The organism is Amycolatopsis deserti (assembly GCF_014653945.1).
Classification (GTDB): domain Bacteria; phylum Actinomycetota; class Actinomycetes; order Mycobacteriales; family Pseudonocardiaceae; genus Amycolatopsis_E; species Amycolatopsis_E deserti.
In genome coordinates this window covers 633,551-656,261 of the sequence record NZ_BNAU01000003.1, presented here as the reverse complement: position 1 = coordinate 656,261, position 22,711 = coordinate 633,551, and the positions used below count along the sequence as shown (strand labels likewise).

General features: G+C 71.6%; 25 protein-coding genes and 3 pseudogenes. 15 read left to right on the top strand and 13 right to left on the bottom strand.

The window, feature by feature from the left end:
* Nucleotides 1-62 precede the first annotated feature (62 nt).
* The 3 genes from IE290_RS17935 to IE290_RS17925 all read right to left on the bottom strand — a co-directional run bounded on the left by IE290_RS17935 (nucleotide 63) and on the right by IE290_RS17925 (nucleotide 2,047).
* Complete coding sequence (locus IE290_RS17935) at nucleotides 63-230, bottom strand: hypothetical protein (protein ID WP_191245734.1); 168 nt, start codon at nucleotides 228-230, stop codon at nucleotides 63-65.
* 127 nt (nucleotides 231-357) lie between these two features.
* Nucleotides 358-1,290, bottom strand: coding sequence for a type I pantothenate kinase (gene coaA, locus IE290_RS17930; protein ID WP_191245733.1), 933 nt, complete (start codon nucleotides 1,288-1,290; stop codon nucleotides 358-360).
* Nucleotides 1,291-1,432: 142 nt separating this feature from the next.
* Entirely contained in the window at nucleotides 1,433-2,047 is a 615-nt protein-coding gene (locus tag IE290_RS17925) for a macro domain-containing protein (protein WP_094003518.1), read from the bottom strand.
* 97 nt (nucleotides 2,048-2,144) lie between these two features.
* Here IE290_RS17925 and pheA point away from each other — a divergent pair, with 97 nt between their 5' ends.
* From pheA to IE290_RS17910, 3 genes are all read left to right on the top strand, one after another.
* Nucleotides 2,145-3,059 carry a prephenate dehydratase gene (gene pheA / locus IE290_RS17920; protein ID WP_191245732.1) on the top strand — a complete coding sequence of 305 codons (915 nt, stop codon included), beginning with the start codon at nucleotides 2,145-2,147 and terminating at the stop codon, nucleotides 3,057-3,059.
* Nucleotides 3,056-3,673 carry a histidine phosphatase family protein gene (locus IE290_RS17915; RefSeq protein ID WP_191245731.1) on the top strand — a complete coding sequence of 206 codons (618 nt, stop codon included), beginning with the start codon at nucleotides 3,056-3,058 and terminating at the stop codon, nucleotides 3,671-3,673. Before pheA ends, IE290_RS17915 begins: the two co-directional genes overlap by 4 nt.
* Nucleotides 3,674-3,835: 162 nt before the next feature.
* On the top strand, nucleotides 3,836-4,468 hold the full coding sequence (locus IE290_RS17910) for a DUF4232 domain-containing protein (protein WP_191245730.1): 633 nt from the start codon (nucleotides 3,836-3,838) through the stop codon (nucleotides 4,466-4,468).
* On the opposite strand, the gene IE290_RS17905 is transcribed toward IE290_RS17910, so the two are convergent.
* Nucleotides 4,469-4,873 carry a hypothetical protein gene (locus IE290_RS17905; protein WP_191245729.1) on the bottom strand — a complete coding sequence of 135 codons (405 nt, stop codon included), beginning with the start codon at nucleotides 4,871-4,873 and terminating at the stop codon, nucleotides 4,469-4,471. It lies immediately after the preceding gene.
* A gap of 96 nt (nucleotides 4,874-4,969) precedes the next feature.
* Here IE290_RS17905 and IE290_RS17900 point away from each other — a divergent pair, with 96 nt between their 5' ends.
* A complete protein-coding gene (locus tag IE290_RS17900) occupies nucleotides 4,970-6,532 on the top strand; it encodes an AMP-binding protein (RefSeq protein ID WP_191245728.1) in 1,563 nt (520 codons plus the stop codon).
* On the opposite strand, the gene IE290_RS17895 is transcribed toward IE290_RS17900, so the two are convergent.
* The 3 genes from IE290_RS17895 to IE290_RS17885 form a co-directional block, all read right to left on the bottom strand.
* Complete coding sequence (locus IE290_RS17895; protein WP_191245727.1) at nucleotides 6,519-7,730, bottom strand: MFS transporter; 1,212 nt, start codon at nucleotides 7,728-7,730, stop codon at nucleotides 6,519-6,521. The genes IE290_RS17900 and IE290_RS17895 overlap by 14 nt on opposite strands.
* Nucleotides 7,731-7,900: 170 nt before the next feature.
* Complete coding sequence (locus IE290_RS17890) at nucleotides 7,901-8,251, bottom strand: metallopeptidase family protein (protein WP_191245726.1); 351 nt, start codon at nucleotides 8,249-8,251, stop codon at nucleotides 7,901-7,903.
* Between the two features lie 4 nt (nucleotides 8,252-8,255).
* A complete protein-coding gene (locus IE290_RS17885) occupies nucleotides 8,256-9,191 on the bottom strand; it encodes a septum formation family protein (RefSeq protein ID WP_229874559.1) in 936 nt (311 codons plus the stop codon).
* Between the two features lie 62 nt (nucleotides 9,192-9,253).
* Here IE290_RS17885 and IE290_RS17880 point away from each other — a divergent pair, with 62 nt between their 5' ends.
* Genes IE290_RS17880 through IE290_RS17865 form a run of 4 tightly spaced genes read left to right on the top strand, consistent with a single transcriptional unit; the run spans nucleotide 9,254 to nucleotide 12,462 of the window.
* Entirely contained in the window at nucleotides 9,254-9,868 is a 615-nt protein-coding gene (locus IE290_RS17880; RefSeq protein ID WP_229874558.1) for a hypothetical protein, read from the top strand.
* A 1-nt stretch (nucleotide 9,869) separates the two neighbouring features.
* Complete coding sequence (locus IE290_RS17875; protein ID WP_191245725.1) at nucleotides 9,870-11,036, top strand: glutathionylspermidine synthase family protein; 1,167 nt, start codon at nucleotides 9,870-9,872, stop codon at nucleotides 11,034-11,036.
* A gap of 43 nt (nucleotides 11,037-11,079) precedes the next feature.
* Nucleotides 11,080-11,532, top strand: a complete 453-nt coding sequence (locus tag IE290_RS17870; RefSeq protein ID WP_191245724.1) for a DUF350 domain-containing protein — start codon at nucleotides 11,080-11,082, stop codon at nucleotides 11,530-11,532.
* A gap of 24 nt (nucleotides 11,533-11,556) precedes the next feature.
* Entirely contained in the window at nucleotides 11,557-12,462 is a 906-nt protein-coding gene (locus IE290_RS17865; protein WP_191245722.1) for a haloalkane dehalogenase, read from the top strand.
* Between the two features lie 9 nt (nucleotides 12,463-12,471).
* Here the strand turns inward: IE290_RS17865 and IE290_RS17860 are convergent, their stop codons facing one another.
* Nucleotides 12,472-12,978: a MarR family winged helix-turn-helix transcriptional regulator gene (locus IE290_RS17860; protein ID WP_229874557.1), complete on the bottom strand. Its 507-nt coding sequence runs from the start codon at nucleotides 12,976-12,978 to the stop codon at nucleotides 12,472-12,474.
* Nucleotides 12,979-13,014: 36 nt separating this feature from the next.
* Here IE290_RS17860 and IE290_RS17855 point away from each other — a divergent pair, with 36 nt between their 5' ends.
* Nucleotides 13,015-13,830, top strand: a complete 816-nt coding sequence (locus IE290_RS17855) for an oxidoreductase (RefSeq protein ID WP_229874556.1) — start codon at nucleotides 13,015-13,017, stop codon at nucleotides 13,828-13,830.
* Nucleotides 13,831-13,877: 47 nt separating this feature from the next.
* Here the strand turns inward: IE290_RS17855 and IE290_RS17850 are convergent, their stop codons facing one another.
* The 3 genes from IE290_RS17850 to IE290_RS17840 form a co-directional block, all read right to left on the bottom strand.
* Entirely contained in the window at nucleotides 13,878-14,627 is a 750-nt protein-coding gene (locus IE290_RS17850) for a DUF2382 domain-containing protein (RefSeq protein ID WP_191245720.1), read from the bottom strand.
* A 432-nt stretch (nucleotides 14,628-15,059) separates the two neighbouring features.
* The gene (gene serS, locus IE290_RS17845; protein ID WP_191245718.1) at nucleotides 15,060-16,349 is read right to left on the bottom strand and encodes a serine--tRNA ligase; all 1,290 of its coding nucleotides are present in this window, start codon (nucleotides 16,347-16,349) and stop codon (nucleotides 15,060-15,062) included.
* A gap of 67 nt (nucleotides 16,350-16,416) precedes the next feature.
* Complete coding sequence (locus IE290_RS17840) at nucleotides 16,417-17,172, bottom strand: maleate cis-trans isomerase family protein (RefSeq protein WP_191245717.1); 756 nt, start codon at nucleotides 17,170-17,172, stop codon at nucleotides 16,417-16,419.
* A 107-nt stretch (nucleotides 17,173-17,279) separates the two neighbouring features.
* Between IE290_RS17840 and IE290_RS17835 the strand changes: the two genes are divergently transcribed.
* Nucleotides 17,280-17,804, top strand: a complete 525-nt coding sequence (locus IE290_RS17835; protein ID WP_191245715.1) for a DUF3558 family protein — start codon at nucleotides 17,280-17,282, stop codon at nucleotides 17,802-17,804.
* Here IE290_RS17835 and IE290_RS17830 read toward each other — a convergent pair.
* Together IE290_RS17830 and lhgD are read right to left on the bottom strand one after the other, a co-directional pair.
* Nucleotides 17,801-18,274 (bottom strand): permease-like cell division protein FtsX, encoded by a 474-nt coding sequence (locus tag IE290_RS17830; RefSeq protein WP_191245713.1) that lies wholly within the window; start codon nucleotides 18,272-18,274, stop codon nucleotides 17,801-17,803. The genes IE290_RS17835 and IE290_RS17830 overlap by 4 nt on opposite strands.
* 23 nt (nucleotides 18,275-18,297) lie before the next feature.
* Entirely contained in the window at nucleotides 18,298-19,479 is a 1,182-nt protein-coding gene (gene lhgD / locus IE290_RS17825; protein ID WP_191245791.1) for an L-2-hydroxyglutarate dehydrogenase, read from the bottom strand.
* A 94-nt stretch (nucleotides 19,480-19,573) separates the two neighbouring features.
* Here lhgD and IE290_RS17820 point away from each other — a divergent pair.
* From IE290_RS17820 to IE290_RS17800, 5 genes and pseudogenes are all read left to right on the top strand, one after another.
* Nucleotides 19,574-19,864 (top strand): annotated as a pseudogene (locus IE290_RS17820) (DegT/DnrJ/EryC1/StrS family aminotransferase); the annotation flags it as partial.
* 230 nt (nucleotides 19,865-20,094) lie between these two features.
* Nucleotides 20,095-20,223, top strand: a pseudogene (locus IE290_RS17815) (NAD-dependent epimerase/dehydratase family protein); the annotation flags it as partial.
* Between the two features lie 35 nt (nucleotides 20,224-20,258).
* A complete protein-coding gene (locus tag IE290_RS17810; RefSeq protein ID WP_191245790.1) occupies nucleotides 20,259-21,431 on the top strand; it encodes a glycosyltransferase family 4 protein in 1,173 nt (390 codons plus the stop codon).
* Nucleotides 21,431-22,080: pseudogene (locus IE290_RS38550) on the top strand (acyltransferase). The gene IE290_RS17810 and the pseudogene IE290_RS38550 overlap by 1 nt, the downstream one beginning before the upstream one ends.
* Complete coding sequence (locus IE290_RS17800; RefSeq protein WP_191245712.1) at nucleotides 21,990-22,424, top strand: VOC family protein; 435 nt, start codon at nucleotides 21,990-21,992, stop codon at nucleotides 22,422-22,424. The pseudogene IE290_RS38550 and the gene IE290_RS17800 overlap by 91 nt, the downstream one beginning before the upstream one ends.
* The last annotated feature ends 287 nt before the right edge of the window (nucleotides 22,425-22,711 follow it).

Sequence of the window (22,711 nt, the reverse complement as noted above, 5' to 3'; positions counted from 1 at the left end):
CACACCGGCATCGGCGGCAACACCCCAGCCAGCCGCGGCACCAACCTCACCGAACAACACAGCTAGGGCACCGCGGTCGGGCTTTCCACCCCCACCGGGTCCAGCCGGCGCTTGCGGCGGCGGTCGGCGAGCGCGTCTTCGAAATCGAGGACGAACGCACCGAAGGCCATCACCAGCAGCACCGTGATACCGAGCACGGCACCGATCCACGTGATGATGATCGCGAACATCGGCGTGCCTCCTCCCTGGTCAGGGCGCATTTCCTGCCCTCCAGGGTGAGCTTTGCGAGGTGCCCGCGGTATCGGCCAACCGGTTACCGCTCGGTGGTCGCGGTCAGCCATTCGGCCGAGGCCGCGCCTACAGTTTGCGCAGGCGCACCCGGTTGATGCTGTGGTCCGGGTCCTTCCGGAGCACCAGCGTCGCGCGCGGGCGGGTCGGCAGGATGTTCTCCACCAGGTTCGGCTCGTTGATCGTGCGCCACAGGTGCCGCGCCTCGGCGCGGGCCTCGACGTCGTCCAGCGTGGCGAAGTGGTGGAAGTGCGAGGCCGGGTCCGCGAACGCCGTGCTGCGCAGCTTGAGGAACCGCTCGACGTACCAGCGCTCGATGTCCTCGATGTGCGCGTCGACGTAGATGGAGAAGTCGAACAGGTCTGACACCGCCAGGCTGGGGCCGGGCTGCAGCACGTTGAGGCCCTCGATGATGAGGATGTCCGGCCGGTTCACGACCTGCTCCTCGCCGGGCAGGATGTCGTAGGCCAGGTGCGAGTACACCGGCGCGCTGACCGATTCGGCGCCGGACTTGACGTCGGAGACGAACCGCAGCAGCGCGCGCCGGTCGTAGCTCTCCGGGAAGCCCTTGCGGTGCATGATGCCGCGGCGCACCAGCTCGGCCTTCGGGTACAGGAAGCCGTCGGTGGTCACCAGGTCCACACGCGGGTGGTCGGGCCAGCGGGCGAGCAGGGTGCGCAGGATGCGCGCGGTGGTCGACTTGCCGACCGCGACGCTGCCGGCGATGCCGATCACGAACGGCACCTTGGTGCCGCGGCAGTCCTCGCCGAGGAACGTCGTGGTGGCCTCGTACAGGCGTTGACGCGCCGCGACCTGCAGGTTGATCAGGCGGGACAGCGGCAGGTAGACCTCGGCGACCTCGGTGAGATCGATTTGTTCGCCGAGCCCCCGCAGGCCGTGCAGCTCCTCGGCAGTCAGCGGCAACGGGGTGCTGCGACGCAGCTCCCGCCACTGCTCCCGGTGGAGCTCGACGTACGGGCTGAGCTCACGTACCCGTGGCATTCCCACACTCCTTGCCCGTCGGTGGGCTGGGCTGGCGTCGACATCTCCGTAACGCAGCTTCAACGGTAGGTCTTACGGCGCGTAAATGCGCTGTGACCTTCTACACGCGCGCCAGGAACCGCCGGTGACCAGGGCCGGAGCGCTAGTTCCGCCGGAAGACCTCGTCCCAGGCCGCCGCCACCTGGCGCGCGCACGTCTCCGGGCTGACGCCGCCGACACCGGTGCCCAGACCGGGCATCGCGATGGTCTCCACGACCGCGCGCACCGCGACGCCCTGTTCGAGCACGCCGTCGCGCCACTGCAGGAACACCGCCCGCGCGGCGAGATACGGGTGGACCGTGTCGGCGGGCAGCCGCTCGCCGGGTTCCCGCATCGTCGGCGCGCTGATCAGCCACGCCGGCGCAGGTTCGCCGGTGGGCACTACGACCGCACTGCCCACCGGCAGTTCACCGCCGTGGTAAGCCAGGATCGTGCTGCGCACGTTCTGCTCGACGTTCGGGAACGCGCGTGCGTAGACGGCGTCGATCCCGCCTCGCATCCAGCCGAACGAGTTCGCCGGGCTCACCACCGCGTCGGCGACCACGTCCAGCACCGAACCCCGGTGCACGCGCACCGAGCCGGTCATGGTGTCCACAACGGATCGCCACGCGCTCGCGAGTGGTTCGTCGACGGCACACAGCACCAGGGCGGGAGTTGCGGGTGCGACCTGGTCCTCCGTTCGCTTGCCGGTGGGTTGGGTGCCCGATTCGGCAGTCACCCCTACACCATGCCAAAAAACCCGATCCCACGTAACCACGCGGCCCACTCGAATGCCTGAACAGACCAGCAACCCACGCGGTGCGTAGCCTGTCGGCGTGTCACGGATCGCATATTTCGGGCCGATCGGGACGTTCACCGAGCAGGCGGCCCGCACCTTCATGACGGCGGACGACGAACTCGTCGCCGCCGACACGATCCCGCAGGCGCTGGACGCCGTTCGCCGGGGCGAGGCGGACGCGGCGTGCGTACCGGTGGAAAACTCCGTCGAGGGCGCGGTTCCCGCGACGCTGGACAGCCTCGCCGTCGGCGAGCCGTTGATCGGTGTTGCGGAAGCCTTGCTGCCAGTGCATTTCAGCATCCTCACGCGGGACGACGTCGGCGAAATCCGTACTGTGGCGAGCCATCCGCACGCGCTCGCGCAGGTTCGCCAGTGGCTGGCGGACAACCTGCCTGGCGCCCGCGCGGTGGCGGCCGGATCGACCGCGGCGGCCGCGGTCGCCGTCCAGGCCGGGGAGTTCGACGCCGCCGTGACCGCGCCGGTCGCCGTCGAGCACTACCCGCTCAAGGTGCTGGCGACCGAGGTCGCCGACGTCCGGGACGCCCGCACGCGGTTCCTGCTGATGCGCCGGCCGCCGGTGGTGCTGCCGGAACCGACGGGCGCGGACCGCACGTCGCTGGTCGCCGCGGCCGCCAACCGCACCGGCGCGCTCGCCGAACTGCTCACCGAACTCGCGACCCGTGGCATCAACCTGACCCGCCTGGACGCCCGGCCGAACAAGCAGAACTTCGGCGAATACCGGTTCTTCATCGACTTCGAGGGCCACGTGGCCGAGCCGCGCATCGCCGACGCGCTCGCCGCGTTGCGCCGGCGCTGCCGCGACGTCCGGTTCCTCGGCTCGTTCGCCCGCGCCGACGGGGTGCGGGCCACCATCGAACCGGCCGCCCGCAACGAGGATTTCACCGACGCCGCCGGCTGGGTCGCCGCGGTGCAGAGAGGGGAGCAGGCGTGAAGCTGTACCTGGTGCGGCACGGGCAGACCGCGGCCAACGTCGCCAAGAAGCTGGACACGGCGTTGCCCGGGCCGCCGCTCACCGAGCTGGGCCACGAGCAGGCGCGGCAGCTGGCCGAGAAGCTCGCGACCGAGCCGGTGGAGGCCGTCTACGCCTCGCACGCCACCCGCGCCCAGCAGACGGCGGCCCCGCTCGCGCAGGCCCTGGGCCTGGCGGTGGAGCGCGTCGAGGGCGTGCACGAGATCGTGGTCGGCGACCTGGAGGGCCGCAGCGACCGGGCGGCGATCGAGCAGTACCTGACCGTGGTGAGCCACTGGACCCGCGGCGAGCTGCACATCCCGATGCCCGGCGGGGAGACCGGGGAGCAGGCCCGGGAGCGGTTCACCGGCGCGATCGCCGGTCTCGCGCAGCGTCACGACCTCACCCGATCGGACGGTGTCGTGGTGCTGGTCTCGCACGGCGGGCTGATCCGGCTCGGCGCCGAGTGGCTGGCCCCGAATGTGCGGCCCGAGCTGGCCGATCAGGGCCTGATCCCGAACACCGGCATCGTCGAGCTGGAGGCCGTCGCCGACGGTGGCTGGCAGTGCCTGAACTGGGTCGGTTTGCCCATGTAGGGGACGTTTCGACCGGTGGTCGAGGGCGCCTTGTTGTAGTTTCACCGCATGTTGCGGCGGATGGTCGGAAAATCGCGTGACGCGGCGCAACCAGGCGTGTGGACCACACGTCTCCCGGGTAGTGCTCCGATCGGCACAGGGAGGGGAAAGATCGTGGTTCGAATGAGTTCACCGCGGATCGGACTGGGTGTGGCGACGGCGGCGCTGGCGGTCGTGCTGGCCGGTTGCGGGACCGCGGGAACGGAGAACGCGCAGCCCCAGTCGGGCGCTCCGACGACACCCGGATCCACCTCGAGCAGCCCGTCCACGTCCGCGACCACGACCGAACCGGACGGGGCGACCAGCACCAAGACCAACGAGACGCTGTGCAAGTCCGGCGACCTCAAGCTGACCCTCGGCCACGGCGACGCCGGCGCCGGCACCGTCTACCGGCCGCTGATCTTCACCAACGTGAGTGACCACCCGTGCGTGATCCAGGGCTTCCCGGGGGTGTCCTACGTCGCCGGGGAGGACGGGCACCAGGTGGGCCCCGCGGCGGTGCGGCAGGGCGAGAAGGGCGGCGCGTTCACGCTGAACAACGGCGACACCGCCTACGCCGAGATCGGGTTCGTCAACGTGCAGAACTACGACACGGTGACCTGCCAGCCGCAGCCGGTGCGCGGCCTGCGGATCTACCCGCCGCAGGAGACGGCGTCGATGTTCGTCGAGCTGCCCACCACGGGCTGCGCGAGTGACAAGATCCCCGGCGACCAGCTGACGGTCCGGACGATCCAGAAGGGCAACGGCGGCCAGTAGCTAGATCGTGTCGCAGATTTCGCGGGCCTGCGCCAGGTGCCGCCGGCCGTTGGGGTCCGCGAAGTTCAGGCCCAGCGCCATCCGCCGCACGCCGTCGATGTGGTCGGCCAGGTCGTCGTAGGTCGAGCTGACCTCGGCGGCCGCCGAAGCGAGCGCGTCGGCCGCCATGATGTGCTGCAGCACGCCCGGTTCGAGCGTGCCCCGGCCCACGCGGCCCTCCGGCAGCGGCTCGGCCCTGGCCAGCGCGGCGCACGCGGCCTTCGCGTCCGCGGTCGGGCCGCTCACCGCCGTGGTGGACACCCACAGCACGCCGATCATGCCGGCCCCGACCACGAACCCGGCGACACCCGCCAGCACCAGGCGGCGCCGGGCCGCCAGCGGCTCTTCGGCCTCGCTGATCCGCATAGGACATTCCAGCACCGAACGGGCAAGCGCACCAGACGCTGTTCGGCCCCCATCCGGGGGTGGCATGCCGGGGCCGCGGCGACGACCATCGGGACCATGACACCGACGTCCCCCTACGACCGCCCGGGCGCCTGCGTGGCGCGGCTGCTGTGTGACGACCACCCGGCCGGCGACGTGGCTTTCACGGTCATCGAACCCGACCTGACCAGCCGCGACCTCACGTTCGGCGAGCTGCGGGACGCCTCCGCGCGCTTCGCCACGGCACTGGCCGAGCTGGGCGTCGGCCGCGGCGACCGGGTGGCGACGCTGATGGCGAAGTCGGCCGAGTTCGTCGTCGCCGTGCTCGGCATCTGGCGCCTCGGCGCGGTGCAGGTGCCGCTGTTCACCGCGTTCGCGCCGCCCGCGATCGAAACCCGCGTCGGCGGCGTGCAGGTGGTCATCGCGGACCCGTCGCAGCGCGCCAAGCTCGACCAGGTGCCCGGCGAGCGGCGGGTGATCGTCGCCGGCGAGGCGAGTGGCGACGACCTGGCGTTCGCCGACCTGCTGCGCGCCGAGCCGCAGACCGAGCCGGTGGCCGTGGGCGGCGACGGGACGATGATCGAGCTGTACACGTCCGGCACGAGCGGCGCGCCGAAGGGCGTGCCGATCCCGGCGCGGGCGATCGCCGCGTTCCGCATGTACCAGGAGTACGGGCTGGACCACCGGCCCGACGACGTGTTCTGGAACGCCGCCGACCCGGGCTGGGCCTACGGGCTCTACTACGCCGTGATCGCCCCGCTCGCGCTCGGGCAGCGCAGCCTGCTCCTGCACGCCGGGTTCTCCCCGGAGCTGACGTATTCGGTGCTGCATCGGTTCGGGGTCACCAACTTCACCGCGGGCCCGACGGTCTACCGGGCGCTGCGCAACGCGGACGCGCCGGTGCCGGACGGGCTGCGGCTGCGGCACTGCTCGTCGGCGGGCGAGCCGCTGAACCCGGACGTGATCGAGTGGGCGGAGAAGGTGTTCGGGGTGCCGATCCTGGACCACTACGGCCAGACCGAGCTGGGCATGGTGATCGCGAACGGCTGGCACCCGGACATCCGCGGCGAGCTGCGGCCCGGGTCGATGGGCCGCGCGCTGCCCGGCTGGCAGGCCGAGGTGCTGCGCCCCGACGCCGACGAAGTCGCGCCGCCGGGCGAGCAGGGACGGGTGGCCGTCGACCTGGCGAACAGCCCGCTGATGTGGTTCACCGGCTACCGCGACGCGCCGGACCGCACGGCCGAACGGTTCACCGCCGACGGCCGCTGGTACCTGACCGGGGACGTCGCCACGAAGTCGCCGGACGGCTACTTCACCTTCGCCTCGCGGGACGACGACGTCATCCTCATGGCCGGGTACCGGATCGGGCCGTTCGAGGTGGAGAGCGTGCTGCTGCAGCACGACGCGGTCGCCGAAGCGGCGGTGGTCGGCCTGCCGGACGAGCTGCGCGGCGAGGTGCTGGCCGCGTTCGTCGTCCTCCGGCCGGGCGCCGAGCCGGGTGAGGCGCTGGTGGCGGAGCTGCAGCAGCTGGTGAAGACGAAGTTCGCCGCGCACGCGTACCCGCGTCAGGTGCACTTCGTGGACGAGCTGCCGAAGACCCCGAGCGGCAAGGTGCAGCGGTTCCTGCTCAGGAAGAGCTGACCGGCTCGTGGTCCATCGAAAACCGCCACAGCATCAGCGCGGCGAGGGCGGCCAGCACGATCTGGGCCCCGCCGGACACCGCGAAGGTGGCGCTCGCGCTGCCCAGCACGTGCGTCAGGGCGCCGCCGGCCAGCGCGCCTAGCGGGATCGCGCCCCACACGACCGTCCGCCACACCCCGAGGACCCGGCCCAGCAGTTCGCCGGGCACCAGGGTGTGGCGGGCGGTCGCGAGCACCACGTTCACCGCGACGACGGCCGCCGCGAACAGGCCGAACAGGGCGGCGGAGGCGACCGGCTGGTGGACCAGGCCCATCGCGCCGAACCCGACGCCACCGGTGAAGATGCCGGCGACGAGCACCGGCCGCCGCCCGGCGCGCCGCACCAGCCGCGGCGCGACGGCGGCGCCGATCAGCCCGCCGATCCCGCCGACGAACGTGAACAGCCCGAACGCGGCCTCGCTCAGCCCGAGGTCCTCCAGCGCGTACAGGACGAGCTGGGCCTGGGCCAGCTCGCTGGCGAAGCTGATCAGGCCGGCGATGATCACCAGCCGGCACAGCAGCGCGTGGTGGCCCAGCCACTTGAACCCGTCGACCAGGTCGGTGCGCAGCCGGGTCGGTTCCGCGGGCGCCTTCGGCCGGTAACTGCCGGCCAGCCCGACGAGCAGCGCCGCGGCGATCGCGAACCCGGCGGAGTTCAGCAGGAACGGGAACGCGGCGAACACCGCGAAGGTGAGGCTGCCGACCGGCCCGCCCAGGAAGGTCTGGCCGAGGATCTCGGCGGCCTGGAACTTGCTGTTCGCGCTCTCCAGCTGGTCCGGCCGGGCCAGCGCCGGGATCATCGCGTTGCCCGCGCTCTCCGCCACGGTCTCGGCCGCGCCCAGCAGCAACGCGGCGACGTAGACGAGCCAGATCGACAGCGACCCGGTGTGCACGAGCAGAGCGGTCAGCCCGACGACCACGGCGCGCGTGACGTTGGCGAGCAGCACGGCGCGCTTGCGGTCCACGCGGTCGGCGAGGGTGCCCGCGAACACGCCGAAGAGCAGCCAGGGCAGGAACTGGGTCGCGGACAACGCGCCGATCTGCACGGGGTCGCGGGTGAGGGTCGCGGCCAGCAGCGGAAAGGCGACCTTGCCGATCCCGTCGGCGAGGTTGCCCACCGCGTTGGCCGCCAGGAGCCAGCTCAGCCGCCGGTCCGGCATCTGTCCTTCATGATCACCCTCGGTGGCGCCGCGATTGCCCAGTGCTTCCGATGCTGCCACGCAGGGTGGCGATCAGTCGAGCTCATCCGGGGGTTTTGCCGAGGTCTGGCTGAATGCGCCGCGTGACCGCGGCGAAAGGGACTTCCTTGCCCGGGCCTTCCGAAGAGCTGCTAGCCCCAGCCGAGTTCGTGCAGGCGGCTGTCGTCGATGCCGAAGTGGTGTGCGATCTCGTGCACGACCGTGATCAGCACCTCTTCCACCACCTGCTCCTCCGAGTCGCACATGGCCAGGATCGGCGTCCGGTAGATCGATATCCGGTCGGGCAGCACGCCGCCGTAGTCGCTCGTCCGCTCGGTCAGCGCCACGCCGTGGTAGAGCCCGAGGATGTCCGGCGCCTCCTCGTTGTGGTCCTCCACCAGCACGACCACGTTGTCCATCGCGCCGGCGAGTTCCTCCGGCACCTCGTCCAGCGCGTCGGCGACCAGTTCCTCGAACCGGGCCTTCGACATCTCCACCGGCACGCCGCTACCCGCCCGGGCTCGACGGGGGCGCTGCAGGCGGGGCCGCCTTGCGGATGCTGCCCGTCACCGGCGCGAGGCCGCTGTTGTCCGGCAGCTTGGCGCCGACCTTGCAGTTCACCAGCGTCGACCCGGCGTCCCAGCTCTCCTGCTCCCGGGTGTCCCAGGTGAGGATCAGCTTCTGCGCGGCCAGATCGACCTCGCCGGCGTAGTCCTGGACCGCCTTGTTGCACTCGGTGTCCAGCCAGGTCTTCTGGTCGATCTGCGACGGGTAGCCGTCCGGGAACTTCGTCTTCAGGTCCAGCGTGGCGACGATCTCGTAGGAGTGCGGCTGCGCGCAGTCGATCGGGTTGCCGACCGTCTTGTCGACCAGCGCCAGGCACGTGCCCGGCTCCCACACCGCCGACTGCGACTGGCCGGCCGCGTTGCCGACGATCGGCTCCAGCTTGCCGCCGGGCGCGGCCCACTGCAGCACGCACCGCATCTCGCGGTCGCCGTCGGCCCATTCGTCGTTGCCCGGCCGCAGCGCGCTGACCGTGAACCGGCCGAACGGGTCGAGCTGCTCGTTCAGGTAGGTCTCCACGCCCGCCGAGCAGCGCTCCAGGGCGATGTCCCGCCACTGGTCGACCGTCGGCGCCGGCGCGTTCGGCGGGTACTTGTCGCCGATGTTCACCACGCCGGTCACCTCGTACAGGTGCGGCTGGGCGCACGGCACGACGTGGATGTCCGACACGTCCGGCATCGTCCAGGTGACGCAGCTGCCGGGTGGCGCGGTGAACGCGGCCTTCGCCTCGGGGGACTCCTCGACCTCGCCGCCGCCGCTGACGGCGCCTCCCCACGAGAACGCGACGCTCAGCGACAACGCCAGGATGGCGCCCAGGAACACACCCGCCATCACCAAGCGGGTGCGCAGCGTGGTCTTTTCCACTCCATCTCCGAGCATCGGGTCCCATAATGCCTGCGTCTGCAGGACGGGACACCCCTCGGGTGGTTAGGGTGAGCGCGATGACAGAAGACGGTGCGGGCGGCCGGCGGCCCCCGGAAGAAGAGCCACCGCGCGGCTCGATGCGGTTCCAGGACCCGTCGACGGCCAAACGGCGCGAGCCGACGCTGGCCGAGCAGCGCGCGCGGCGACAGGCGCTGGAGGAACAGGCCCGCCAGGAGGCCGCCGCCGAGCAGGCGCGCGCCCAGGCGGAGCAGAAGGCCGCCACGCGGCGGAAGGTGCTGATCGGCGGCGGGGTCACCGTCGGCCTGGTCGCCGTCGTCGCGACCTGGTACATCGCGGGCACCGGCGACACGGTCAACGCGGTGTGCACCGACGGCAACGGCACGGTCCAGCCCGACGAGTACTGCGACGACAACTACGCCACCACCCACGGCGGGTACTACAACTCGTCCACCGGGTTCTGGTTCATCCCGATCGGCGGCGGCCAGTACCGCCAGTACCGCTACAACTACGGCGGCTCCGGCACGGTCGGCCAGCCGGTGTCCGGCGGCACCTACACCAAGCCGTCCGGCAACACCACGGTCAAGACGCAGTCGGGCAAGACCGTGCAGCGCGGCGGCTTCGGCATCAGCGGCAAGAGCAGCGGCGGCGACGGGAAGAGCGGGGGATCCTAGGGTGCGAAGGGGGACCGCCCAGCCGCGGCGGGACTGGCAGCGCATCGTCGAAGAGCAGGGCCTGGTGTTCGGCACGCCCGCCCGCTACGGCTCCGGTCAGGACCGGCCGTACTGGGACGAGTCGGTGCACTACGTCCTGGAGATGGACGAGGTGCTCAGCCTGGAAGCCGACGTCGAGCTGCTGCATTCGATGTGCCTGGAGGCCGTCGACAACGTCGTGCTGACCGAGCGCTACCGCGAGTTCGGCATCCCGGAGTGGGTGTGGCCGCACATCGCGGAGTCGTGGAAGCGCCGCGACCCGCACGTCTACGGCCGCTTCGACCTGCGCTACGACGGCCGCGGCCCGGCGAAGCTGCTGGAGTACAACGCCGACACGCCGACGTCCCTGCTGGAGGCGTCGGTGCTGCAGTGGCACTGGAAGACCGACGTCTTCCCGGACGACGACCAGTGGAACTCGGTGCACGAGCGGCTCGTCGAGCGCTGGCAGGAGATCCGCGGCCAGCTGCCCAGCAACGAGCTGTACTTCACCTGGTCCAGCGCCGACCCCACGGGCGAGGACCACATCACCACCTCCTACCTGCAGGAGACCGCGGCCGAGGCGGGCCTGGACACCGTCGGGCTGGCGATCGAGGAGATCGGCTGGGACCCGGTGCTCAAGCGGTTCGTCGACCTCGAAGAGGCGCCGATGAACACCGTGGTCAAGCTGTACCCGTGGGAGTGGGTGGTCGACGAGGAGTTCGGCCGCTTCGCCGCCGAGTCGCTGCCGCGGACGCTGTGGATCGAGCCGCTGTGGAAGATGCTGCTGTCCAACAAGACGCTGCTGGCGATCCTGTGGGAGAACTACCCCGGCCACCCGAACCTGCTGCCCGCGTTCGTCGACCAGCCCGGCATCCTCACTGAGTACGTGCGCAAGCCGAAGCTGGGCCGCGAGGGTGCGAACGTGCAGATCGTGGCGCCCGGCTACGAGACCGAGACCGGCGGCGTCTACGGCGCCGAGGGCTACGTCTACCAGGCCTTCGACCCGCTGCCCGAGTTCGACGGCTTCCGCCCGGCGCTGGGCGCGTGGATCGTCGGCGACAGCTCGGCCGGCCTGGGCATCCGCGAGACGGCGGGCCTGGTCACCGACGACGGTGCCGCGTTCGTCCCACACCGCATCCCGCAATCGTGATAAACCACCCGCGATCATCCACACCATCTGACTGGGAGACCCCGTGACCCACACCCTCGCGCTGGCCGAGACGTTCGGCTCCGACCTCGTGCGCGGGATCGGTGCGATCCTGCTGTACGGCGTCATCGGGCTGCTGCTGATGCTGGTCGGGTTCTACGCGATCGACTGGACGACCCCCGGCAAGCTGTCCGACCTGGTGCGCCGCGGCCTGCCGAACGCGGTGATCGTCACGGCGTCCGGGATGCTGTCGATGGCGTTCATCGTGGTGGTCGCGATCTTCAACTCGGCCAGCGACCTCACCGAGGGCCTGATCACCTCGCTGGTCTACGGCCTGCTCGGGATCATCGTCCAGGTCCTGGCGGTGCGGCTGCTGGAGTGGTCGACCCGGATCGACGTGAAGGGCACCATCCAGAGCGAGGTGTTCGCGCCGGCCAGCATCGTGGTCGCGGCCGCGCACCTGGCGCTGGGTCTCGTCGTCGCGGTCTCGATCAGCTGACGCGAAGCCCCTAGGGTGGGTGGTGTGCGCCTGCTGAGGACTCCCGAAGACCGGTTCACCGACCTCCCCGACTTCGACTACCCACCGCTGTACTGCGACCTGGAGAACGAGCAGGACGGCATCGTCCGGATCTCCTACGTGGAGGCCGGCCCGTTCGACGGTCCGGTCGTGCTGCTCCTGCACGGCGAGCCGAGCTGGTCGTTCCTCTACCGCAAGGTGCTGCCGATCCTGGCCGAGGCCGGGATCAGGGCGATCGCGCCCGACCTGATCGGCTTCGGCCGCTCGGACAAACCGGTCGACGTCGCCGACCACACCTACGCGCGGCACGTCGAGTGGATCCGCTCGTTCGCGTTCGACGCGCTCGACCTGCGGGACGTCACGCTGGTCGGCCAGGACTGGGGTGGCCTGATCGGGCTGCGGGTCGTCGCGGAGAACCCGGACCGGTTCGCGCGCGTGGTCGCGGCCAACACGGTCCTGCCGACCGGTGACCAGTCGATGCCGGACGAGTGGCTCGCGTTCCGCGCCGCCGTGCAGAAAGCGCCGGTGCTCGACATCGGCCGGTTCGTGCAGTCCGGCTGCCGCACCAAGCTGAGTGACGCGGAACGCGCCGCCTACGACGCGCCCTTCCCCAACGAGATGTACAAGGCCGGCCCGCGCGCGATGCCCGGACTGGTCCCGACCACCCCGGACGACCCGGCGAGCGAGGCGAACCGCCGCGCCTGGTCCGTGCTGTCCGAACTGGACATCCCGTTCCTCTGCGCCTTCGGCGACAGCGACCCGATCACCGGCCCGGCGGCGCCCGTCCTGCAGCGTGCGATGAAGGGCGCGGCTGGTCAGGACCACCGGACGCTGGAGAACGCGGGTCACTTCCTGCAGGAGGACAAGGGCGCGGAGCTGGGCCGGATCATCGCGCGGTTCGTCACGGGCTGAGCGGGCCGGTCACCGCACCTGGTCGTGCCGGGACACCGGCCCGAACTCGTCCTCGAACCGGGCGAGCAGCGTGGCCAGCAACGGGTTCAGCGCCGCGAGGTCGACTCCGCCGAACAACTCCCGTTCGTAGGCGGTGCGCGCGGCGGTCGCGGCGCGCCAGCGGGCGTGGCCCTTGCGGGTGAGCCGCACCGGGCGGCTGCGGCCGTCCGGTGCCGGCACCTGCTCGACCAGGCCGGCCCGCAGCAGCCGGTCCAGCCGCACGCTCACCGTGCCCGAGGTCAGGTTCAGCGCCTCGGCCAGCTGTTTCGGCGTGCACACCGGGCTGGTCCGGCGCAGCACCGAGAGCGCCTCCCAGTCGCCGACGGTCATGCCGTGCTCGGCCGCCGCCCGGTCGAGCACCTGCCGGAACTGGCGGGACAGGCGGCCGATCCGCTGCCGCGCCGCCTCCACCTCCGGGTCCACGCCCGCGGGCATCTGCTCGATCCACCCGGCCAGCTCGCGCGTCACCGAATCCACTCGACACCCCTTGACCTTCAAGCTAGTTTGTCTTGAGTGTCAAACTACAGGGTCTGGATGATCACGGGTGCGAGCAGTGGGTTCGGCCGCGTGCTGGCGGAAGCGGCCGTGGCCGCGGGCGATCGGGTGGTGGCGACGGCGCGGGACGCCGGGTCCATCGCCGGGCTGGGCTTCCCGCTGCCGCTCGACGTAACCGACCGGAACTCCGTCGATGCCGCGGTGGCGGCGGCGATCGCCGAGTTCGGCCGGATCGACGTCCTGGTGAACAACGCCGGGCACGGGCTCGTCGGGGCACTGGAGGAACTGTCCGAGGAGCAGTTCCGGTCCGTGCTGGAGACGAACCTGTTCGGGGCGGCCGCGGTGACCAGGGCGGTGCTGCCGCACATGCGGGAGCGGCGCTCCGGGCACATCGTGCAGATCTCCTCGGTCGGCGGGGTCGTCGGCAACCCGGGGCACGCCGCGTACGCCACCTCGAAGTTCGCGCTCGAAGGCATGTCGGAGGCGCTCGCGGGCGAGGTCGCGCCGCTGGGCATCCGGGTGACCATCGTGGAGCCGGGGCCGTTCCGGACGGACTTCGCCGGCCGCTCGATGGTGTACTCGCAACCGATCGAGGACTACGCCGGCACACCGGCCGGCGCCCTGCGTGCCCGCTTCGCCGCGCAGGACGGCAAGCAGCCCAACGACCCGGCGCGCGCGGCCGCGGCCATCATCCGGGCCGTGCGCGACGGGGACGCCCCGCTGCGGTTGCCGCTGGGGCCGGAGGCGGTGGCCCGCATCCGGGACAAGCTCACCGCGCAGCTGGCCGACCTCGAACGGTGGGAGGCGATTTCGGTCGACACCCGCTTCGCCTGAGGGCCTGCCCGGTGTGGCGTCCGGCGACGCCACACCGGGACCCCGGGTCAGCGGTTCTTGCGCCGCTTGGTGTCGTCCTCCATCTCGACGCGCTCCTTGCGCACCTGGCCGGACACGGTTTCCTCGCCACGCACGGTTTCCTTGGCCAGCCGCACCTTCTCCACCGGCACGGTTTCCTTCTCGACCTTCGCGCGCTCCTCGTGCAGGGTGATTTCCTGCTCCTCGTCGGAGATGCGCGCGCCGGTGCGGTCGCCGTCGGTGATCGGCTCGCGTTCCAGCCGCACCTCTTCGTGCGTCACCGGCACCTTGACCTGCTGCTCCTCGGTGACGGTGTACTTGCGCAGCCGGACCCGGCCGGTCTCGACGCGCTCCGTGCCGACGTTGAGCCGCTCCTCCGAGCGGGTCATGGACTCACCCGCTGTGCCGCGCTTGCCCGGCTGCGGCGTGGTGCGGCCGCCGCCGCGGTTCTCCTGGCTGCCGCGTGGCGCCGGCATGTCGTAGAAGCGGTACAGCTCGGCGGATTCCTGTTCGGACAGGTGCCGGTCGCCGTCGGTCTGCGGCGCCTCGGACACCTTTTCCTTGGTGACGCGCACGTGCAGGCCGTCCCGGTCCATCGTGGCGCCCTGGAGCGGCACGAAGCTCTCCTTGTGCCCGAACATCCCGGTGCGGACCGTGACCCACTCCGGTTGCTGCGTGTCGTCGGCGACGTAGACCGTGCCGACCTTCCCGATCTTGCGGCCGTGGGTGTCCACCACGGCGTTCTCCATCAGCTCTTCCGGTCGCATGGTGCCAGTCATGGCTGCTCCTTCCCCGTTGTTGAGCCGTCCTGGGTGTAGACGGCTTGGTGGGGGTGCGAAACTGACACCATCGGGGATCACTCACGTGAGCGTCCCCCACCCGTCGGTGACCGCCACTTCGACGACCCGGAGTAGAGCGTCCAGTGTGGACAACTCATCCGGATCGAGGCGAGCGGTGGTCCTGGACGGAATTTCCGTGGCCGACGGCGGTTCCGGCCGCGAGGGCCCGCGCTGGTTGGCCGTCGCCACCTCCCCGCGCCGCACCACACCGTCCCCGCTCCGGCGTCGAGGAGTTGGCCACGCGGCTGGCAGGCACCGGAATCGCCGCCGCCTGCCGCGATCGCGGCTTCAACACCACCGGGCTCGCCACTTACCTGCGCCCGGCCGGCGGCGAGGACGTGCAGCGTTGCCGGACGAGACCGCGAAGCTCCGCTAGGCCGTGCTGCCGTCCGGGTTGATGACCGCGAACCCGGTGTAGGGCACCAGCGCCTCGGGGATCCGGATCGAGCCGTCGGCCTGCTGGTTGTTCTCCAGCACCGCCACCAGCGTCCGCCCGATCGGCAGCCCGGAGGCGTTCAGCGTCGCGATCTGGGCGCGCTTGCCGTCCTTGCCCTTACCGCGGATGTTCGCCCGCCGGGCCTGGAACGTGCCGGTGTCCGACGCGCTCGAGATCTCCCGGTAGGTGCCCTGGCTGGGCAGCCACACCTCGACGTCGAAGGTGATCTGCGCGGAGAACCCGGTGTCCCCGGCCGCGAGCTTGATCACCCGGTACGGCAGGCCGAGTTTCCGCAGCGGCGCCTCGGCGTGCGAGAGGATCTCCTCCAGCGCCTCGCGCGAGCGCTCCTCCTCGACGAACTGCACCAGCTCGACCTTGGAGAACTCGTGCTGCCGGATCAGGCCGCGGGTGTCCTTGCCGTACGAGCCGGCCTCCGAGCGGAAGCACGGGGTGTGCGCGGTGTAGCGCAGCGGCAGGTCCTCCAGCGGCAGGATCTCGCCCGCGTGCAGGTTGACCAGCGGCACCTCGGCGGTCGGGATGAGGAACAGCTCCCGGTCGGCCACGCCGGTGCGGAACAGGTCCTCCTCGAACTTCGGCAGCTGACCGGTGCCGGTCATGGTCTGCCGGGTGACCAGCGCGGGCAGGCTGAACTCGGTGTAGCCGTGCTCGCCGGTGTGCACGTCGAGGAAGAACTGCGCCAGTGCGCGCTGCAGGCGCGATCCGGCGCCCTTGAACACCGCGAACCGCGGGCCGGACAGCTTGGTCGCGCGGCCCAGGTCCAGGATTCCGGCGCGCTCGCCCAGGTCGACGTGGTCGGCCGGCTCGAAGTCGAACTCCGGCGGCGTCCCGACGCGGCGCACCTCCTCGGCGAACTCCTCGGTCGCGCCGTCCGGGATCTCGTCGAGCGGGATGTTCGGGACGCCGAGCAGGAACTCGTGCAGCTCCGCCTCGACCTCCCGCTGCTCCTCCTCGAGCCGGGTGATCCGGTTCTTCAGCTCGCGGGCGCGCTCGCGCAGCTCGGTGACGTCCTCACCGCGCTTCGCGGCGGCGCCGACCTCGGCCGCGGCCTTCTTCGACTCCGCCCGCGCCTGGTCGCCCTCGCTGATGACGGAGGACCGCCTGCTCACCAGCTTGCCCAGGTGGTCGGTGTCGAGCACATACCCGCGGCGGCGCAGCTTGGCGGCCGCGTCCACCTCGGGGTCGAGCAGCTGGCGGGGGTCGTGCATCAGTACTCCAGGTACGAGCCGGTACGGATGCGCTCCAGCGTAACGAGCCCGACCAGCGGGTTTCGCGCTACCCGGTCGGCAGGCGGATCGCCGGCCGCGCGGGCGCGCCGAGGTCCCAGTCGACGGGCACGCCCGCGGCGCGCAGGGCCGACCACATGGTCACCTGGTTGGCGGTCAGCACGGGGATGCCCAGGCGCTGCCGCAGCGGCTCGATCACGTCGTAGGTGGGCACGTTCGTGCAGCTCACGAACAACGCGTCGGCCCCGGTGGTGTCCAGTTCGGCGACCGCGGCGAGCACATGCGCGTAGGTCATCTTCCAGATCTCGCCGAGCATGCCGAGCCCGACGCTCGCGGTGGTGGTGATCCCGTACTCGGCGAGGAACGACACCAGCCGGTCGGTCACGGCGTCCACGTAGGGGGTGACGACGGCGACCCGGCGCACGCCCAGCGTCTCCAGCGCGCTGACCATCGCGCCGGAGGTGGTGATCGCGCGCGGCGCGCCGGCGTCGAGCATCGCCGCGACCAGCGCGGCCTCGCCCGCGGCGCCGCCGATGAAGCTGCCGGAGGTGCACGAGTAGGCGACCACCTCGGGTTCCGGGACGAGCAGGTCGGTGGTGGCGCGCCGGACGCCGTGCGGGTTGGCCAGTGCCTCGGCGAGCTGCACGGTCACCGGCTCGGGCAGGTAGGGCAGTCGCGTGGTGTGCAGGCACGCGTGGTCCGGCACCCAGCGCCACAGTTCGCGGTCGAGGGCGAAGTCGAACGGCGCGACCACCCCGATCCCGGTCTGGACCGGCAGGGTGATCTCGAACGGATCGGCTGTCATCGCGGCGTTCCCCTCTCCCGGCAACGGCCGCCAGGCTAGGTTCGGCGTGGGAAAACCGATGACGCCGCTCGTTACCGCGCGGTTAAACCTGCCCCGGGAGGCTTTCAGTGAGGTGGCGGATCGCCGCGGTGGTGGCCGCGGCCGGCCTGGCCAGCGCGTGCACGACCACGGTCAGCGGCACACCGCAGCCGGCTCCGGGGCGGATCACCGTGGCACCGGCCGCCTCGACCGACCCGTGCACGCTGCTCACCACCGACGAGGCCGCCGAACTGGGGCTCGGCCCGGGCACCCCGATCCCGGCGCAGCCCAAGCAGCGAGTGCCACCCGGCTGCGACTGGCGACCGCTGGACCCCGACGCGAGCCTCGACGACTCGCTGCAGGCCTACTACGGCACCGACCAGACGATGGAGGAGTACTTCGCCGCGCAGCCGGTCGGGGAGAAGCAGCTGGGCGGCATCACGTGGCAGCACTACTCCTCCATCATGGGCGACTGGCTGTGCAACCTGGCCGTGAAGCTCGGCGAGAAGGAGTTCGTGGTGATCACGGGCCAGAACCTGGGCGACGAGAGCAAGTCCTGCGTGATGGCCGAACGCGCGGCGCCGGTGGTGGCCAAGCACCTGCCGGAGCGCTAGGGCGGGCAGGAGCCGGTGGTCCGGACCTCGGCGTCCGGGAACCGCTGCCGGATCTCCGGGGCCACCTGCTCGGCGGTGGTGTCCGCGCGCGTCATCAGGATCACGGACGCGGGCAGGGCCTCCGGCCGGGACTTGCTCAGCAGGTCCGGCTGGTCGGCGAAGATCCGCTGGAACTCCGCCCACCCCTCCTGCCGGGTCTGGCCGCGGACGCTCGCGAACCGCGCGTCGCCGCGTAGTTGGTCCGCGGCCGCCGACATCGCCGGGTCCGGGTTCCGGCTGTTGAAGTAGACGGTGACCTGGTGGACGCAGCGGTCGTGCGCCTCCCGGGCCGCCCGGTCCGCGCTCGACTCACCGGCCCACAGCAGCGCGCCGATCCCGATGCCGGCGCCGGCGACGAGCACGATCGAGAGGACGAACACCCACCACGGGACGCGTCTGGCGCGCCGCGCGGCGCCGGGTCTGTCGGTCATCCGATCATCTTGGCAGGACCCGCTCAGCCGACCTGGTCCGCCACGTACTTCGCGATCTCCAGTGCGCTCGTCGCCGCGGGGGAGGGGGCGTTCAGCACGTGCACCTGGTTCGGCGCGGTCTCGATGAGGAAGTCGTCCACCAGGGAGCCGTCCGGGCGCAGCGCCTGGGCCCGCACGCCGGAGCCGTGGCGCACGATGTCGTCCGGGCCGACCGCCGGGACCAGCCGCGCCAGGCTGGCCGCGAACCGGCGCTTCGACAGCGATCGCCGCACCTCCTCCAGCCCGGTCGGATACGCCCACTTCCGCGCGAGCCGCCAGGAGCCGGGGAAGCGGGCCACGTCGGCGAGGTCCGACGGCGACACGTCACGCCACCGGTAGCCCTCCCGCCGCAGCGCCAGCACCGCGTTCGGCCCGGCGTGCACGCTGCCGTCGAGCATCCGCGTCAGGTGCACCCCCAGGAACGGCAGCGCCGGGTCGGGCACCGGGTAGATCAGCCCGCGCACCAGGTGCCGCCGCTCCGGCTTCAGCTCGTAGTACTCGCCGCGGAACGGCACGATCCGCGCGCTCGGCCGCAGCCCGGCCAGCTCGGCGACCCGGTCGGACTGCAGGCCAGCGCAGTTGACCAGCGCGTCCGCCCGCAGCACCTCGTCGCCGGTGGCGATCTCCACGTTCGCCGTCGACCCCGGCCGGATGCCTCGGGCCGCCGTGCTCAACCGCAGGTCGGCGCCGTGGTCGGTGAGCAGCCGGACCAGCGCGGTGCACACCCGCGGGAAGTCGATGATCGCCGTCGACTCCACCCGCAGCGCCCGCACGCAGGAGACCTCGGGCTCGTACTCGCGGGCCTCCGTCGCGCTGATCAGCTTCGCCGGCACGCCGTTGGCCTCGGCCCGCTCGGCGAGCACGCCCAGCGCGGGCAGTTCGGCGTCGCTGGTCGCCACCACGAGTTTGCCGCACACCTCGACCGGCACCCCGTGCGCGCGCGCGAATTCCACAATGGACCGGTTGCCCGCCACGGACATCCGCGCCTTCGCCGAACCCGGCCGGTAGTACAGCCCGGCGTGCACGACGTTGGAGTTGTGCCCGGTCTGGTGGGCGGCCCACCGGTCTTCCTTCTCCAGCACGGTCACCGCGGACCCGCGGCGGGTCAGCTCCCACGCGGTCGCGAGGCCGATGATTCCGCCGCCGATGACGACAACCCGGTTCACCACGCGCCCAGCGTATACGCCGCCAACCAGGGCGTTCGCCCGATCGAGTGACGGGCCTCGTGCCTAGACTGCCCGCTCGAGGAGAAGGAGCCCGATGCCCGAACCCGTTCCGCTCGGCCGTCCCACGGTCGGCGAGGAGGAGCTCGCCGCGGTGGCCGAGGTGTTCGCGTCGGGCTGGCTCGCCGGCGCCGGCTCCGCCTGCCGCCGCTTCGAAGAGCGCCTGGCCGCCGCCACCGGCACCGCGCACGCCCTGGCGACCAGCAGCTGGGGCGCCGCCCTGTTCCGAGGCTTGCGCGTGCTCGGCGTCCGGCCCGGTGACGAGGTGATCGTCGGCGACCACACCTTCCCGGCCACCAGCCACGCCGTCCGGCAGGCGGGCGCGAGCACCCGTGGCAGGCGTACCTGCTGCTGCTCGACCGTGGCCGCGACTAGGCCATCGCTAAGCTGCGGGCCCGCGGCATCCAGTGCATCGGACCTGTTCCGCCGCCACCTGGCGCTCCCCAAGCACGCCGGCCTGGCCGATGAGCAGGTCGCGCGGGTCATCGAATCCGTCCGAGACGTCGTAGGAGAGCTGTAGTGCGAGTCCTGCTCACCGGGGGTGCCGGCTTCATCGAGTTCAACCCGCGGGACGTGCTGGTGTCGCGCCGGGCCGCGGACGTCGCCCGTGCACGCGAGGTGCTCGGCTGGACGCCGGAGATCTCCGTCGAGCGGGGCATGCGCGACCTCGTCGAGAGCTGCCGGTGAGCGCGCCCACCGCGGGGCCGGGCGCGAACCGGCCGATGCGGATCGCCGTCGTCAACAACTTCTTCCCGCCCCGCGTCGGCGGCAGCGCGCACATGGCGGCGTCGCTGGCCCAGCGGTACGCGGCCGAGGGGCACGAGGTGCTGGCGATCACCGCGGCCTACGCCGACGCGCCGGAGACCGAGGAACGCGACGGCTACCGCGTCGTGCGGCTGCCCGCGGTGCGGATGCCGCGGCTCGGGTGGTCGATCGACTTCGACCTCAGCTTCGTCACACCGCACCCGCGGACCCGGTGGCGGTTGCGGCGCCTGCTGGACGAGTTCCGGCCGGACGCGCTGCACCTGCACGGCCAGTTCTTCGACCTCACCTGGCTGGCCGGTCGGTACGCGCGGCGGCGGGGCCTGCCGTCGCTGCTGACCGTCCACACGCTCCTCATCAGCGAACGGCGGCGGTACGACCGGCTGTTCCGGCTGCTGGACGCGGCGCTGGTGCGGCCGATCCTGACCCGGATCGCGCCGCGGTTCGTGATTCTGGACAAGCTGGGCCTGGACTACTGCGCGAAGCGGTACGGGGTGACCGATCCGGAGTTCTTCCCGATCCCGGTCGACACCGAGCACCTGGATTCCGCGCCACGTACGGACATCCGCGCCGAACACGGCATCGACGGGCCGCTGATCGTCTCGCTCGGGCACGTCATCCCGCTGCGGAACCGGCTGCCGCTGGTCGAGGCGATGCCGGCGATCCTGGCGCGGCACCCGGACGTCAAGGTGCTCGTGGTGGGCCGGGTCTACCACGACGCGTTCCTCAAGCGCGCGAAGGAACTCGGCGTCGCGGACGCGTTCGTGGTCACCGGCGCGGTGCCGAAGGACGACGTGCCGTCCTACCTGGCCGCGGCGGACATCGTGGCGCACGACCTCAACGGCGGCTGCGGCACGGCGTCGCTGGAGGCGATGGCGGCCGGCACCGCGACGATCGCGTCGGTCGGCGAGGACAACTACCCGGGCGTGGAACTGCGCAACGGGTGGAACGTCCTGCTCGTCGAACCGGACGACGCCGAGGCGGTGGCGGCGAACGTGATCGAGCTGCTGGACAAGCCCGGCAAGCGCCGCGCGCTGGCCGCGCGGCAGCAGGCGATGGTGCGCAACAACTTCGCGCTCGACGTGGTCGCGGCCGAGCACCTGCGCGTGCTGGCGAAGATGGCGGGCCGGTGATGTTCCTCGACGATGAGCGCACCAACCGGTTGCGGCCCGCAGATCCTGACCGAGGTCGTCGGGCAGTACCTGAACGACTCCGAGCGTGCCCGCCTGTTCGGCCTGCCGGACACCACGCGCATCCGGGAACGCGCGAAGATCATCAACCCGGAGCGGCTGGAGATCGGCGAACACTGCTGGATCGGCGAGGGCGCGGCGCTGGACGCCAGCGGCGGCCTGACCATCGGCGAGCACACCGGCACCGGGGTGGGCACGCTGGTGTTCACGCACTCCAGCTGGCTGGCGAACGATGCTGGACAACCGGCCGGGCAGCGACCTGATCGAGCGCGAACCGGTGCGGATCGGCAAGGGCTGCTTCATCGGCAGCCTGGTGGTGGTGATGTCGGGCGTCACGATCGGCGATTTCGTGACGGTGCAACCGATGTCGCTGGTCACGAAGGACGTCCCGGACCGCTGACTGGTGGCCGGCAACCCGGCGCGGGTCTTCCAGCGCTACGACGAGGAGTTCATCGAGGCGGAAGCCGCCCGGGCACCGACGCGCCCCGCTATGGTGAGCGCATGGGGTCGGTCAAACAGTTCCAGGTCACCTTCGACTGCGCGGAACCCGAGCGCGTCGCGCGCTTCTGGTGTGAGGTGCTGGGCTACGTGATTCCGCCGCCGCCGGAGGGGTTCGCCTCCTGGGCGGAGTTCGATCGCTCTCTGCCTGCCGACCACCGGGGCGCGGCGTTCGCCTGCGTCGATCCCACCGGGGTGGGTCCGCGGCTGTTCTTCCAGCGCGTCCCCGAAGGCAAGGTCGTCAAGAACCGCGTGCACCTCGACGTGCGCGTCGGCACCGGGCTGGTGGGCGAAGAGCGCCTCGCCGCGCTGCAGGCCGAGCGCGAGCGGCTGGAAGCGCTCGGCGCGACCTGCGTGCAGGTGCTGCTCGCCGACGAGTTCAACGAGTCGTGCATCCCGATGCTGGACGTCGAGGGCAACGAGTTCTGCATCGACTGAGCCGTCAACCGCGGTGCACGCCCCGGGTCCGACGGCGTCGGTAGCTGGGCCGGTTCCCGCGGTGCGGCCCGCAGCTGGTCCAGCAGCACCGCCCGCAACCGCCGTCCCTCCGCGGAACTGTCGCCTTCCTCGGTGGTGCGACCGCTCGGCGCCCTCGCCGACCGGTGGTGCATGCCGTGGCTGCCCCCGGCCGGCGCCCTCACCAGCGGGCTCGCGGTTCGCCGCCGTCCACCCGGAAGCCGCCCGTGGCGCGGATCGCTCGGCCTGCTACTGCTGTCCACTGTGGA